Origin of the sequence: Pedobacter sp. SYP-B3415 (genome assembly GCF_004138205.1) — a bacterium.
Classification (GTDB): domain Bacteria; phylum Bacteroidota; class Bacteroidia; order Sphingobacteriales; family Sphingobacteriaceae; genus Pedobacter.
This window is the reverse complement of record NZ_RXNQ01000005.1, coordinates 52,073-66,796: the sequence shown is the minus strand read 5'-3', so window position 1 is coordinate 66,796 and position 14,724 is coordinate 52,073. Positions and strand designations below refer to the sequence as shown.

The following is a 14,724-nucleotide window of genomic DNA, read 5'->3' as shown; positions in this document are numbered from 1 at the left end:
ATCAGATATTCTTCTTTTCGATGCGCCTGAAAAACTCGTCCCGGTAGGTATCGCCTATCGGGATAATCTTTCCACAGATGGTTATGCGGCTGCGTTCTATACTTTCAATTTTGTCGAGGGCGACAATGTAAGATTTGTGAACACGAATGAATTGGGTAGAGGGCAGCGCTTCTTCCATCTTTTTCATGCTTTGCAGCGTAATTACACGCTCATCTTTTGTAAAGATTGAAATGTAGTCCTTTAGTCCCTCAATATATCTGATGTCGTGCAGGTAGATCTTTTGAATTTTATGCTCGGTCTTTACAAAGATAAAATCCTGTACGGGGTTTGCGGTACCGGCAAAGGGCGCGGGCGTAGCTACCGGCTGGGGGCTAGGTGAGGCCGGTGCAATGTCGGCAGGTTTGAACTGTGCGTGTACTTTCTCTGCGGCTTTGTAAAACCGGTCGAATGCAATGGGTTTCAGCAAATAATCTGAAACGTTCAGGTCATAACTTTCAAGGGCATATTCCGGGTATGCGGTGGTTAAAATGTATTTGCTTTTGTTGCCTGCGATCTTCAAAAACTGTATCCCGGTAAGATCCGGCATCTGAACATCGAGGAACACGAGATCGACGGCACCTTCCTGTACAAGCTGCAGGGCTTCAATAGCATTTTCAGTACGCTTCACCAATTCCAGGAAAGGAACTTTAGATATATAATCTTCAAGAATATCGAGGGCCAGCGGTTCATCATCTACCGCAATACATTTTAGTCGTGTCATATATCAAGCATCAATTCGCTGGTATAATGGGTTTCCGAATTTACGATATTTAATTTATATCTCTCCGGATACAGGAGCTGCAGCCTGCGCTCAACGTTGTTCAGTCCCACTCCGCCCATACGGTCCTTATTGGCCGCGCTTTTTCTGTTTGTAATACTGAAATGCAGAATTCTCTGGTTTGCAATCAGGTTAATCCTGATAGGGTCTGAGGGGTCATTCGCAACACCATGCTTAAACGCATTCTCAACAAAAGAGATCAGGATCAGCGGAACGATTTTTTGTCCGTCAATCTCGCCATTCAGATTTAATTCAACAAAAGCTTTGTCCTTAAAACGCAGCTTCTGCAGCTCTATATAACTTTTCAGGTAATCTACTTCCTTACTCAGGGCCACACTGCTGTCATTGCTTTCATAAATCATGTATCGCATAATTTCCGAAAGTTTCATGATCGCATCGGCTGTTCTGTCAGATTTTTGATAGGCCAGCGAATAGATATTGTTAAGGGAATTGAAAAGAAAATGAGGATTAAGCTGCGATTTAAGGAATTGCAGTTCCATTTCTTTTTTTTCTGTTTCCAGGTTTCGCTGAATGCGCTCATTCGCAAACCAGTCTATGGTAAACTTAATCAGGCAGCTTGATACGATAAAAAAGCCTGAACTGAAGATCGTGCCTACCGCGTAATTGGTAATGCTGTGGTAACCGTATTTTATAATTCGCTTTTTTGTCTGGGAGTCGATCTGTACGCTCTCCCTGAACCGCAGGATCTCATCCGGGTTCAGCACCGCTATGACCGATTTCAGCAGGCCCATGATCAGGATGACAAACAAAATAGAAGCGATATACCACCAGTATTTGCGCCTGAGTTTGATAAGCTGCGGAATAAGAAGCGTGTAGTTCAGATAAAAGATAGAGACGTTGATTACAGTAAAGTAAACGTATGTTACCATAATCTCGTTAAAGCTCGATCTGCCGGGCTTGTAAATAAATGCAAGCGTAAATACAAAAGCTATAATGCCCCAGTATATGGAATGAACAATGATCTGCGCCTTATTTTTCATTTGTCTGTCTCGGTGTTGCCTGATGGCAGCAGCCTGTTACCAAAGGTATTATTTATGGCAGAAAAACAGCTAAAGATATTTCTGCAGCCTATACCGCTCGACGAACGGGCAGTTTGTTTCGACGAACAGCCCGAAAGACCATTTTTGTCGACAAACGCACGCATTGCCGCATTTATGCCGGTTTGTCTGGAATTTTTTGCCCTTGGTATAATACATTTCAGCAGGAGAGAATTCGTCCGTTTCTTTGAATCAATAAACGCAACGATTATGAAAACGCTTAAGAACTCTTCTCCATTTTTACTCATGCTGTTTCCGGTATTTATGTTACTGGCTGTTACAGCTACTGTTAACTTCGATAAAGAAGGACAGGATGAGGTGGTCGTGAAGTCAAACAAATCGGCTTCCGGTTCAATCGTTAAAGCTGCCGTTCATATCTTTAGATAAGATGAATCTGGCCATTGAGACCCGCGGTCTGAATCATTATTTCGGACAACAGCATGTGGTGAATGACCTGTCTCTCCAGGTGCCGCCGGGAAGCATTTATGGTTTTCTTGGTCCGAACGGAGCCGGGAAAACAACTACTATAAAAATTTTGCTCAACCTGCTTCAGGTGCCGCGCGATAAAGTCTTCATTTTTGGTAAAGACCTTACAACCCATCGCATCGAGTCGCTTGCCAGGCTCGGCTCGCTGGTAGAGCAACCGGCCATTTACAGCCACCTCACCGGAAGGGAAAATATGTATAACAGGTGCCTGTTGCTTGGTATTCGCCGGGAACGCGCAGAAGACATGTTGCAACTTGTAGGTCTGAGCGATGCAGCAAGAAAAAAAGCGGGCAAATACTCGCTTGGAATGAAACAGCGGCTTGGCATCGGACTGGCACTGCTGTCAGACCCGGAACTGCTGCTGCTGGACGAACCGACAAATGGCCTGGATCCGAACGGAATCATAGAAATCCGTAACCTGCTTATCAAACTGGCTACAGAACATGGCAAAACCATTCTGGTTTCGAGTCACCTGCTCGCAGAAATTGAACGCACTGCTACACATGTAGGTATTATTAACAAAGGCCGGCTGCTGTTCCAGGGAACCATCGGCGACCTGCAGCAACTCAGCAAACCGGTTGTGGAGATCGATACTAACCCGCCGTCCAGGGCTTTAGAAATTTTGCAGGAAGCAGGTTTTGCACCGCAGTTAACGGAACAAAAACTTACTATACCCTACCGCTCTCCGGAAGACCACGCAGAAGCAAACCGCCTGCTGGTTGCCGCCGGCCTGGCTGTGTATGCCATACATCCAATGCGGAAAGACCTGGAGCACCTGTTCCTTGATATCACGAAAAACAACTAACATGCGTTCTCTCTATATATCTCTTACATCAGAATTCTATAAATCCCGGAAAAGTCTTGCCTTCTGGGCGGCAATTGTGCTGCCTTTGCTTATCTGTGGTCTCATAGCCTTTGGTTACTTTAATGCCTCTGAACGTATTCTGAAAGCAAAACTGCCGCCGATGGCACTGTGGGGGCAATACAGCAGCCAGGCGCTGGCAGTAATGGGCATGCTGATTCTGCCGTTCTATGTGATATTTATGGCGTTTTCCGTCAACAACATTGAACACAAAAACGACACCTGGAAAACGCTCTTTTCCCTGCCTCTTCATAAACTTTCGGTATACAGTGCAAAGCTCGTGTATGCCATGCTGCTCGTGTTTATTTGTCTGGGGTTATTTCTGATACTCACGTTCGCGTTCGGACATCTTCTGCATCTACTGATCCCAGCATATCGTTTCGATCTCTATGATCCATTGATGCTTCTTAGCCAGTACTACCTGAAACTGTTTCTCGCATCAATGGGAATTCTGTCGTTCCAGTTTGTATTAAGCCTGATCTGGGGAGATTTCCTTAAACCTATGGGAATCGGTTTTGTAGGCACCATAGCCGGCATTATATGCGCAAATGTACATTGGAAATACGCGTACCTTATCCCCTTTAGTCATCCTACATTGGCAATGCGTCTCGGTTCCATGAGAAAATCGCCTGATGAGGGCATTGATATCATGACCCGCGAAATCTGGGTCAGCCTGGCGTATATGGCCGTATTTTTTATAGCAGGTTATTTTGTTCTGTCGAAACGGAATATCAAGTAATATTCAGAGCGAAAACTGTTGAATCATTGACAATGGTAAACCAGCGGGCGGTTTTCCGGGATTAAAAACTTATTTTGCTGGCCTTCATGTAAAATTGTTGCGGGAAAAACCAGAAACATGCTTTTTGAAGTATTTTTAGGTTTTCGCTAACTAAACCATACATGAAAAAACACCTACTATTTTATTTGCTTTTACCCTTTTCTTTCAGTGCTGCTGCGCAGGAAAAAGTGGATCAGGCCATGGTTCAAAAGATCAGAAAAGAAGGTCTTGAGAACTCAAAAGCCATGGAAATTGCGTTTAACCTGACAGATGTCTCAGGTCCGCGTCTTTCTAATTCGCCCGGGCTCAAGCGCGCACAGGATTGGGCAATGGCAACTTTCGGGCAATGGGGACTTAAAAACATTCAGCGCGAAGCCTGGGGCACCTTTGGCAAAGGCTGGCAGGTAGACAAATATTACGCAGCAACGACCCTGCCGTACTACCATGCCATCATTGCATCGCCAAAAGCATGGACCCCCGGTACAAACGGGCCTATCAAATCAGAAGTAATTTTATTAAAGGCAGATAGTCTTCCGGAGTTGCAGAAACTGCAGGGCTCACTTGCCGGCAAAATCGTCATGTTCGACCAGGGTACAGCGCTTGAGAACAGCTACAAACCTGATGCAGTCCGTCATGCAGACAGCACGCTTGCGAAAATGGAAGCGGCAACTGCCCAGGGCGGACAGGCCCGCGCCCGTACAAACAATACCAGCAACATGATGGCCCAGTACATGCGCATGCGTACCCAGCGTGCTAACATGGTCAAATGGCTGAAAGAACAAAACGTGGGACTTATCCTTACCTATGCACGGGGTGGCCATGGCACATTTTTTACAAGCAATGGCGCATCATATGCGCTCAACGCCGAAGCGGTATCGCCTGAGCTGGAGGTTTCCCCGGAAGATTTCCTGCACATGCTGCGTTTGCTGCGCGCCGGCAAAAAGGTAGAAATGGAAGCTGATATCAAAACGAGCTTCTATGACCAGGATCCACAGGGCTATAACGTGCTTGCTGAAATACCCGGAACAGATAAAAAGCTGAAAGACGAAGTGATCATTATCGGCGGGCACTTTGATTCCTGGCATTCTGCAACCGGCGCGACAGACAACGCTGCGGGCGCTACTGTCATGATGGAGGCCATGCGCATATTAAAGGCGGTTGGCTTCAAACCGAAGCGTACCATTCGTGTGGCGCTCTGGAGCTCTGAAGAGCAAGGCCTGTTCGGCTCGAGAAATTATGTGCTGAAACATTATGGCGATCCAAAAACTCAAAAATTCACGCCTGACCAGAAAAAGGTTTCCGCCTATTATAACCTGGATAATGGAACCGGTAAAATCAGAGGTGTATACCTGCAGGGCAACGCGGCTGTTTCACCGATCTTTAAAAGCTGGCTGGAGCCATTTGCCGATCTAGGAGCCAAAACTGTAACCATTGGCAACACCGGCGGTACCGACCACCTGTCTTTCGATGCAGTGGGTATTCCGGGTTTCCAGTTTATTCAGGACCCCATGGATTATAACACGCGGACACACCATACCAACCAGGACACCTATGATCGCCTGGTCGAAGATGACCTGAAACAAGCAGCGACGATTGTTGCGGCATTTGTGTACCATACTTCAGAGCGTCCGGCGATGTTGCCGAGGAAGGATCTGCCTGCACCTGCGCAACAATAACCTCCAACTCAATTAAAGCAACTATAAACCCCGCATGCCGGGGTTTTTTTGTGAAAATATTTTGAAAACTAATAAATTAGTTTTATGTTTAACTAAACAATTAGTTATGAAAATAAAACAAACGATTTTAAATTTATTCAGTGTCTGCCGGTTGGCTGGCGTACTGATGATTGTTCTAAGTTTCTCCATGCTGAGCACCAAAGCGCAGCAGAAGAAACAGGCAGCTATCCCTTATGAACAGGTGGATCAGAAGCCCGCCTTCCCGGGCGGTTACCAGGCCCTCTACCAGTACCTCGCCAAAGAATTGAAATATCCTGAAGCAGACCGGAAAGCCAGGACCAGCGGTAAGGTAGTTCTATCTTTTGTTGTAGATGAGGCCGGCAAAGTACGGGATGTTGAAGTTGTCAAGTCTGTAAGTAAGGCGCTTGATGCCGAAGCCGTCCGTGTCCTTGCAGCCAGTCCGCAGTGGAATCCTGGCAAACTCAACAATGAGCCGATATCTGTAAGTTATCAGCTACCTGTTACATTTAACGCCGGCAGCTAACGGCAGGTTGTTTGTGAAACTAACGGATTAGTTGTAGATTTAATCCACTTAGTAAAGACATATGGAAATTAAAGACCTTACAAGGGCTGAAGAGCAGATTATGCAGGTGTTGTGGCAGTTGGAGAAAGCGTTTGTAAAAGAAGTCATCGACCTCCTGCCCGAGCCAAAGCCGGCTTACAATACCGTTTCAACGATTATCAGAATCCTGGAAGTAAAGGGCTTCATCGGCCACGAAGCGTTCGGAAAAGCGCACCAGTACTTCCCGTTAATCAGCAGGGAAGATTACAAAAGGCATGCAACAGAAAAGCTGCTGGGCAATTACTTTGAAAATTCGGTTGAAAGTATGTTTTCGTTTTTTGTCAGGGAGGAAAAACTTGACCTGAGCGATGTTGACGAAATCATGAAAATGATCAATAAAGTAAAAAACAAACCAAAATGAATTGGGCCCATTACATCCTGCAGGTTAACCTGTACCTGATCGTCTTTTACGCATTTTATAAGCTTCTGCTTGAGAAAGAAACCTGGTTTACGCTGAACCGCCTTTATCTGCTGGCTGCAGGCTTCTTCTCGCTATGCCTGCCGTTTCTGCGTTTTGAATGGCTGAGCAGTCAGCCGGTCAGTCAGCGGGTATATGCCGGCGTGGATAATCTGAACGCAATCGTGATGCAGGTAAGCCAACCGGCAGACAAGAGCGTGAATTGGGGAATGATTCTGGTCAGCATATATTTTATTGGCGTCTTTGCCGCAACATTGTTTTTCATCATGCGGCTGCTTCGCATCCGGCGTATGTTTGAAAGTGCGGCTGTGTCGGGGGCATTTTCCTTTTTTTCCAAAAAGGTTGTCGGCTCAGGCTTGCCGGAGCGGGATACGATTGATCTGCACGAAAGCATCCATGTGCGGCAGTTTCACAGCGGAGACATCATATTTTTCGAACTGATCCGGATTTTCAGCTGGTTTAATCCCGTTAGTTATCTTTTTATCGGTGCAGTGAAGGATACGCATGAGTTCCTGGCAGATGAAGCTGCTGCAACCTTCAAAGGAGATAAACATGCGTACTCGATGCTGCTGTTAAGCCGGGCTTTCGGTCTGGAGCAAAGCGATCTTACCAGTCCTTTTTTCAGCGGCCCGATGATCAGAAAACGAATTTTCATGCTGACGCGCGAACGATCTAAACGCACCGCTATTCTTAAATATGGTTTAATGGTACCGGTACTTATGCTGTTGCTCATTCTTTCTTCGGCTACAATCAGGAAAAATGATCACATCTTAAGGCTTACTGAAACAATTCCAATGAGCGAGCCGATTGAAGCCGCCAGGACGCTCGTTGATGATCTTGTGATTGTAGACGATGAGCCAGCTCTTGCTGAAGTACCGGTTCCGGAAGCGCAGGTCGTGCGTTTCCCGCCGCCCGTTATTGAAGGAGCGGTGACAACAGCGTCCGTTAAATTTCCTCCTCCTGTTATCCGGTATGATGCTGATTCTCCTGTTGCCCACAGCTCAGTAGAAAAACAACCAGAGTACCCGGGCGGGCTTCAGGCCTTTTACAAGTACCTGGGTGAGAATATCCGTTATCCTGAGCAGGCGGCAAGAGAAAACATCAGTGGCCGCGTGCATTTGTCTTTCACGATTGGCCGCGACGGTTCGATAAGTAGTATCAGGGTGCTAAACGGCATCGGTTATGGGTGTGATGAGGAGGCTGTCCGTGTAGTAAGCAACTCTAAAGCCTGGATGCCGGCTGTTCAAAACGGGCGTCCGGTGGCCGTCACCTACAATATGGCGCTTAGTTTTAAACTCCAGGAAGGCGGTCAGGACAGTCGGGAGAAAGCCGATGTCGTTGAACGGGTTTCCGGTCAGCCCCTGGCAGGCGGACAGGTAACTGGCGGAAATAAGCCGGTCATAGCCATGCGCGGTATGCAGAACCTTTTAACCGACGAGAATGCCCCCCTGGTTGTGCTTGATGGTAAAGTGCTTGACCCTTCGGGGCCAAACGCCCTCGCCGCACTTGATTCGCGGGAGATCGAGTCGGTAAGCGTACTGAAAGATGATGCCGCAATTGTTAGTTATGGCACCCGCGCCGTAAACGGCGTGCTGATCGTGACCACGAAAAATCATTTAAAAAAGTCAGCGCTGGCGCGATAGCCGGGCCAAATTAAAAACAATGAAAAACAAAACGATAAAACTTATTACGCTCCTGCTTTTACTAATCGTTGGGTCCGCACTGCAGGCGCAGAAAAAAATGGGGCTTGTTATTTCTGAAAGAGCCGGAATAAAGACAGATAGCGTACTCATTGTGGTCAACGGCACTATTTTAACTGCCCAGGAAAAGAAGGACTGGATCGCAGCAGAATCGGGCAAAAATCTGGCTGATGTTACAATTTTGCATGGTCATGCTGCGGTCGCTCTTTTTGGCAGCGGCGGTGCAAAAGGAGCAATCATTGTTCGAACTGCCGGCCAGCAGGATCTGGCGAAATCTAAAGAACTGCAGATAAGAATTGATGCGTTGAATGCCCTTCAAAAACAGAATGGCTTATCAAGGGCCGATTCCGCGCGGGTAGCATTTCGCTTTGATGAGCGGCCATTTAAAGCTGACCCCAATAAGAGACCGCTGGTTATTATAGATGGAAAGGAATTTGCCCCGGTTGACGGTGTTGATCCGCTTAAGTCGCTGGATCCCAATGCGATCAATTCTATTGATGTGCTGAAAAACGATGCATCACTTGCAGCCTACGGCGCGGCAGGCGCGAACGGGGTCATTCTTGTAACCACAAAAAAAGCGGCAGCTAAGAAAACTGCTGGTAGGCCAAAGAAATAAACCGGTATTGAATGCGGGCCGGTGACCACCGGCCATTTTGACGGTGGAAAACATCTTAAACACAAAACCCCAACTTGTGGGCCGGGGTCTTCTGATTTTTGTGCCTCTCCTGTCTCGGACGATTAAATATAAGGCTTTTTTTTGATTGTAACAAGTTTTTGAGACAAATTCTGTCGAGAACCTTTTGGGCCAAAAAGTTAGATGATCTTTTGTTCGTAAGCGTATTTAAGAAGACCGATGATGCCTTGGGTGTTTGTTTTTCTGAATATATTCTTCCTGTGCGTTTCAACTGTGCGCTCGCTTATAAAGAGTTCTGTAGCTATTTTTTTATTGCTGTATTCCTTTTCAATCAGCCTGATAATTTCAATCTCGCGGTTGGTTAACCGCGACTGCGTCTGGTCAGCGAACTGATTTTTTCTGAATTCTAGCATCACCTCGTCGGCAAAATATGTTCCATTGGCAGCTATGCAGTTCAACGCATCAAGGAGTTCCTGCTTGCCGGTGTTTTTAAGGATATAGCCGCTTATGCCCGAATCGATCATTTGTTTGATGATCTCGGTATCGCTGAACATAGATAAGGCCAGCACCTTAATCTTCGGAAATCTCTTTTTGACCATCCTGGTCAGTTCAATGCCGCTGCTTCCGGGCATGTTTACATCGGTGATCAGGATGTCTACGGCAAGTCCAGCGATGGCTTCATCAACTTTTTCAGAAGAATTCGACGAACCTACGAGCTCGTAGTCTGGCTCATTAGCAAGCAGTGAACAAAGACCATCTATAACCAGCTGGTGGTCATCAACGATATACAGTTTTTTTGAGCGTGTCATTTAAAATTTATTAAACCGGGAGATAAATTGCAATCAGCGTCCCGCGTCCATCAAGCGATGAAAAGTCGACACTGCCTTTTAAATATTCAATTCTGGAACGGATATTTTTTAGTCCCATCCCTTCTATAAGCTCGAGGCTGTTTACATCAAATCCCTTTCCGTTGTCTTCAATCATTACGGTTGTCTGGCCTGATTCACGGATCAGCTGGATATCAAGCAAGCTTGCACCCGCATGTTTAATTACATTATTGACCGCTTCCTGGATCACCCGGAACAAAACAGATTCGACGTTTGCCGGCAGCCGGCCGGTATCAAACCCCACAACATCTATGGTGGCTTTTAGCTGGCGCGAATCAATCTTGTTTACAAGATCTGCCACGGCTGCAGGCAGGCCGGAGCTGATCAGGATATGCGGAGCCATCTGGTGGGCAATCAGCCGAATTTCACGGCAGCTTTCATCTACAAGGTCCATTGCCTTGGCAAAAGTCCGCTCACTGCCGGGACTCTTGAAACTGATGTCTTGGGCTATGCCGGACAGATTTAGCTTAACAACCGAAAAAAGCTGACCCAGACCATCATGCAGCTCCAGGGCTATCCGTTTTCGTTCGTTCTCCTCAGCCCGCAACACTTTGTTGGTCGTCATGGTTTGCTGCCTGATTATGTGCGCCTGGAGGACCGATTTCTGCTTCAATTTATTCCGGTTATGCAGCAGGTAACCCATCAGGACGACCAGAACAAGCCCGCCCGACGTAATGGCAATAATTGTATTTCGCTTGTCTAATTCCAGCTGTTGCAGTGTTTCCCGCGATCGCAGTAATGAGATTTGCTGTTGTTTTTTTGAGACTTCGTGGCGGGCCTGCATCCGGGCAAATTCTTCATCGAGCGCATCGCTGTGAAGAGAATCTTTCAGCGCCAGTCGCGCTTCCAGCGTCCGCGCCAGCGCTTTGTAATTGCCGGCAACCCGGTAGTTGTTTCCCAGCGATGCATAGATCATGGCTTTTTTCGCCTCCAGCTTATACTTTCGGGCAAGGTGCATTGCTTCGGTTGCGGTCGCAATGCCCTTATCAGGCTTTTTAGCCATCGCAAATATGTCTGCCAGCACACACAGGTCAGACACGATGTAAAAAGGCTCCTGTAACAACTTACGCGCGGCAACCGCCTGCTCCATATGTCGCAGCGCAGCAGGCTCGTCTTTTCGTTCAAGATCAATCCTGGCGTGAATAGCATGCGCATTGGCCAGCGTTGAAAGCTCCTGGGCTTTTCGTGCCAGGCTTAATGACAGGCCGATAAAATACTGTGAGGAATCCAACCGGTTCAGTGCACCATAACTGGATGCAAGGTTGCTGTAAACAATTGCGAGGGCGGGGCCGGCACCAACGCTTCCCGAGGAAGCTGCCTTTCTGAACCAGCCGATTGCTTTGCGGTACTGCTCCGTTTCCATTTGAACCCAGCCGATGCCATTCAGCGCCCGGATGATATTGCTCTGATCTTTCTGTTGTTCCGCAAGTTGCAGTGCTGAGAAAAATACGCGGAGTGCTTCCTTTTTACGGTTTAACCTGACCAGGATACCGCCCTGAAGCAATTGTAAACAAACCGCCTGGTGCGTTTTTCTAAGGCCGCCGGTCTTTTTCAGTCCCGTTTGTGTAAACTGTAAGGCACTATCAAGCTTATTCGCCTTCAGATAATAAATGGCCCGGTAGTAAGCGGATTCTGCATGGGCACCCGCAGTGTGTGTACTGATGGTACGGTCAAATTCCTGCCAGTATTTGAGCATGGAGTCTGGCGACTGGGACCGGTGCTGTTCAAGCAGGCCGCGCAGCGCGTGCCTTTTCAGCTCTCCCTTGCCGCCATAATATCGTTGCCTGAGCACGCGGATGGTGTCGGTCTGAGCAGAAGCACTCAGACTGCACAAAACGGCAGTAAGCAGAAGGAGCATGCGCATGAAAGTGGAGCGTTATCAGCTCAAATATATCATTTATTTCCGCATTGAGGTTTTCTCGCATTGCCCCTGAACAAAAGAAGCCATGCGATCGGCATGGCTTCTTTGTGCGTATGATAAGCAGGTAGGTTATACCTCTTCTTCAGACGCGAATTTCGCCGCATAATAATCGCGGTTCATGCGGGCAATGTTTTCAAGCGAAATGCCTTTCGGACATTCGGCTTCGCAGGCCCGGGTATTGGTACAGTTTCCAAAACCCTCTGCATCCATCTGCGCAACCATGCTTTGCACACGGCGGTAACGCTCAGGCTGTCCCTGCGGAAGCAACGCAAGCTGAGAAATTTTTGCTGAGACGAACAGCATTGCAGATGCATTTTTGCAGGTTGCTACGCATGCGCCGCAGGCAATACATGCGGCAGCTTCGAAAGCAGCATCAGCCTGTCTCTTTGGAATCGGCAGGGCATTTGCATCCTGGGCATTTCCGGTGTTAACCGATATAAATCCGCCGGAGGCTATAATACGGTCAAAGCTGGAGCGGTCTGTAGCAAGGTCTTTGATTACCGGAAACGCTGCCGCACGCCATGGCTCTACAACAATGGTATCACCATCTTTGAATGAACGCATATGGAGCTGGCAGGTTGTAATACCCTGTTTCGGTCCGTGTGGCCTGCCGTTGATAAACATCGAACACATGCCGCAGATCCCTTCGCGACAATCATGGTCAAATACAATCGGCTCCTCACCCTTGTTGATCAGCTGCTCGTTCAAAACATCGAACATTTCCAGAAAAGACATGTCTGGCGATATATCAGAAACCTGATAATCGACGAGTTTGCCGGCTGACTTGCTGTTTTTCTGACGCCAGACTTTCAGCGTCAGATTCATATTTCCTGTACTCATTTGAATTGTATTGAGTTCGGCAATGGCCCGGGGCCTGCCGTTATTTATAACTTCTTTGTGCTACCTTAATGTTTTCGAATTTCAGATCTTCCTTGTGCAGGTTGAAATGAACCCCTTCCAGGTATTCCCATGCCGCAGCATATGCATAGTTTTCGTCGTCCCTGAGTGCCTCGCCCTCTTCGGTCTGGTATTCTTCACGGAAGTGTCCGCCGCAGCTTTCCTGACGGTTCAGCGCATCGATACACATCAGTTCACCAAGTTCCAGAAAGTCGGCTACACGTCCGGCTTTTTCAAGCTCAGGGTTGTATTCGTCGAGTGAGCCGGGAACCCTTACGTCGCGCCAGAATTCGTCGCGCAGTGCACGGATTTCGACGATCGCCTCTTTCAGTCCCTGTTCATTCCTGGCCATTCCGCATTTATCCCACATGATTTTGCCTAAAGCCTTGTGGAAATGGTCTACCGATTTAGAGCCTTTAATATTTACAAAACGCTCAAGCGTTTCTTTTACATTTTTCTCAGCTTCAATAAACGCCGGATGGTCGGTCGGGATCGCCTTGGTAGAGATGTCTTTTGAAAGATAGGCACCAATGGTGTAAGGGATAACGAAGTACCCGTCGGCCAGACCCTGCATGAGTGCAGATGCGCCAAGACGGTTTGCGCCGTGGTCTGAGAAATTTGCTTCGCCAAGCGCATAGAGGCCTGGAACCGTCGTCATCAGGTTGTAATCTACCCAGAGACCACCCATGGTATAGTGAACGGCAGGATAAATACGCATTGGCGTTTCATACGGATCTTCTCCCGTAATCTGGGCATACATATCGAACAGGTTACCGTACTTTTCCTTAACCACTTCGCGGCCAAGCCTCATAAACGTTGCTTTATCGGCATTATGAATACCTTGTTTTGTGGCTTCGATACGGCCGTAACGTTCAGTGTTTGCTGCAAAGTCAAGATATACCGCAAGCTTTGATGCACCTACACCGTAACCTGCATCACAGCGCTCTTTTGCTGCACGCGATGCAACGTCGCGGGGAACCAGGTTACCAAATGCCGGATACCGGCGTTCCAGGTAATAGTCGCGCTCGTCTTCCGGAATATCGGTTGCTTTGCGGTTGTCGTCTTTTTTCTTCGGAACCCAGATACGCCCGTCGTTACGAAGCGATTCAGACATCAGCGTAAGTTTGCTCTGGTGGTCTCCTGAAACCGGGATACAGGTCGGGTGGATCTGTGTAAAACATGGGTTAGCAAAGAATGCGCCCTGCCTGTGTGCTTTCCAGGCTGCGGTTACATTGCTGCCCATGGCATTCGTAGAGAGGTAGAACACGTTTCCGTAACCGCCTGAAGCGATGAGTACCGCATGTCCGAAATGTCTTTCAAGTTCGCCGGTAATCAGGTTACGGGCAATAATTCCGCGGGCCTTGCCATCGATCTTAACAACCTCAAGCATCTCATGGCGGGTATACATGTCTACTTTACCCATACCGATCTGGCGCTCAAGGGCACTGTAGGCACCAAGCAGCAGCTGCTGACCGGTTTGTCCTGCTGCGTAGAACGTACGCTGAACCTGTGTTCCGCCAAATGAGCGATTATCAAGAAGGCCGCCATACTCTCTCGCAAGCGGAACGCCCTGTGCTACACACTGGTCAATGATGTTCGCGCTAACTTCTGCAAGACGGTAAACGTTTGCTTCGCGTGCGCGGTAATCACCGCCTTTAATCGTATCATAAAACAGGCGATAGGTACTGTCGCCGTCATTCTGGTAGTTTTTTGCTGCATTGATACCGCCCTGAGCCGCAATTGAGTGCGCACGGCGGGGTGAGTCCTGGAAGCAAAAGCATTTAACTTTATATCCCATCTCAGCCAGTGTAGCAGCAGCTGAAGCTCCTGCAAGACCAGAACCAACCACGATCACTTCAATACTCCGTTTATTGGCCGGGTTTACCAAAGCAACCGAAGAACGGAACTTGGTCCACTTCTCGGTCAATTCTCCCTCGGGGATGTTTGAATTAATTTCTGCCATTCTAT

At 47.8% G+C, this 14,724-nt stretch carries 14 protein-coding genes; 8 read left to right on the top strand and 6 right to left on the bottom strand.

Going from position 1 to position 14,724, the window contains the following annotated elements; translation table 11 throughout:
• Position 1: 1 nt before the first annotated feature.
• Positions 2-760: a LytTR family DNA-binding domain-containing protein gene (locus tag EJV45_RS03485; protein ID WP_129714261.1), complete on the bottom strand. Its 759-nt coding sequence runs from the start codon at positions 758-760 to the stop codon at positions 2-4.
• Positions 757-1,818, bottom strand: coding sequence for a sensor histidine kinase (locus EJV45_RS03480; RefSeq protein ID WP_129714260.1), 1,062 nt, complete (start codon positions 1,816-1,818; stop codon positions 757-759). The genes EJV45_RS03485 and EJV45_RS03480 overlap by 4 nt, the downstream gene beginning before the upstream one ends.
• Positions 1,819-1,872: 54 nt before the next feature.
• Between EJV45_RS03480 and EJV45_RS03475 the strand changes: the two genes are divergently transcribed.
• The 8 genes from EJV45_RS03475 to EJV45_RS03440 all read left to right on the top strand — a co-directional run bounded on the left by EJV45_RS03475 (position 1,873) and on the right by EJV45_RS03440 (position 9,033).
• A complete protein-coding gene (locus EJV45_RS03475; protein ID WP_129714259.1) occupies positions 1,873-2,262 on the top strand; it encodes a hypothetical protein in 390 nt (129 codons plus the stop codon).
• Between the two features lies 1 nt (position 2,263).
• A complete protein-coding gene (locus EJV45_RS03470; protein ID WP_129714258.1) occupies positions 2,264-3,166 on the top strand; it encodes an ATP-binding cassette domain-containing protein in 903 nt (300 codons plus the stop codon).
• Position 3,167: 1 nt separating this feature from the next.
• Entirely contained in the window at positions 3,168-3,962 is a 795-nt protein-coding gene (locus tag EJV45_RS03465; protein WP_129714257.1) for an ABC transporter permease, read from the top strand.
• Between the two features lie 161 nt (positions 3,963-4,123).
• Positions 4,124-5,677, top strand: a complete 1,554-nt coding sequence (locus EJV45_RS03460; protein WP_129714256.1) for a M20/M25/M40 family metallo-hydrolase — start codon at positions 4,124-4,126, stop codon at positions 5,675-5,677.
• Positions 5,678-5,783: 106 nt separating this feature from the next.
• On the top strand, positions 5,784-6,221 hold the full coding sequence (locus EJV45_RS03455) for an energy transducer TonB (protein WP_165304969.1): 438 nt from the start codon (positions 5,784-5,786) through the stop codon (positions 6,219-6,221).
• A 61-nt stretch (positions 6,222-6,282) separates the two neighbouring features.
• Positions 6,283-6,660: a BlaI/MecI/CopY family transcriptional regulator gene (locus EJV45_RS03450; protein ID WP_129714254.1), complete on the top strand. Its 378-nt coding sequence runs from the start codon at positions 6,283-6,285 to the stop codon at positions 6,658-6,660.
• Positions 6,657-8,360, top strand: a complete 1,704-nt coding sequence (locus tag EJV45_RS19405; RefSeq protein WP_165304968.1) for a TonB family protein — start codon at positions 6,657-6,659, stop codon at positions 8,358-8,360. Before EJV45_RS03450 ends, EJV45_RS19405 begins: the two co-directional genes overlap by 4 nt.
• Positions 8,361-8,379: 19 nt before the next feature.
• Positions 8,380-9,033 carry a TonB-dependent receptor plug domain-containing protein gene (locus tag EJV45_RS03440; RefSeq protein WP_129714253.1) on the top strand — a complete coding sequence of 218 codons (654 nt, stop codon included), beginning with the start codon at positions 8,380-8,382 and terminating at the stop codon, positions 9,031-9,033.
• A gap of 197 nt (positions 9,034-9,230) precedes the next feature.
• Here the strand turns inward: EJV45_RS03440 and EJV45_RS03435 are convergent, their stop codons facing one another.
• From EJV45_RS03435 to EJV45_RS03420, 4 genes are all read right to left on the bottom strand, one after another.
• Positions 9,231-9,860, bottom strand: a complete 630-nt coding sequence (locus EJV45_RS03435; protein WP_129714252.1) for a response regulator transcription factor — start codon at positions 9,858-9,860, stop codon at positions 9,231-9,233.
• Between the two features lie 10 nt (positions 9,861-9,870).
• Positions 9,871-11,802, bottom strand: coding sequence for a sensor histidine kinase (locus EJV45_RS03430; RefSeq protein WP_129714251.1), 1,932 nt, complete (start codon positions 11,800-11,802; stop codon positions 9,871-9,873).
• A gap of 126 nt (positions 11,803-11,928) precedes the next feature.
• Positions 11,929-12,699: a succinate dehydrogenase/fumarate reductase iron-sulfur subunit gene (locus EJV45_RS03425; RefSeq protein WP_129714250.1), complete on the bottom strand. Its 771-nt coding sequence runs from the start codon at positions 12,697-12,699 to the stop codon at positions 11,929-11,931.
• A 40-nt stretch (positions 12,700-12,739) separates the two neighbouring features.
• The gene (locus EJV45_RS03420; protein ID WP_129714249.1) at positions 12,740-14,719 is read right to left on the bottom strand and encodes a fumarate reductase/succinate dehydrogenase flavoprotein subunit; all 1,980 of its coding nucleotides are present in this window, start codon (positions 14,717-14,719) and stop codon (positions 12,740-12,742) included.
• Positions 14,720-14,724: the final 5 nt, after the last annotated feature.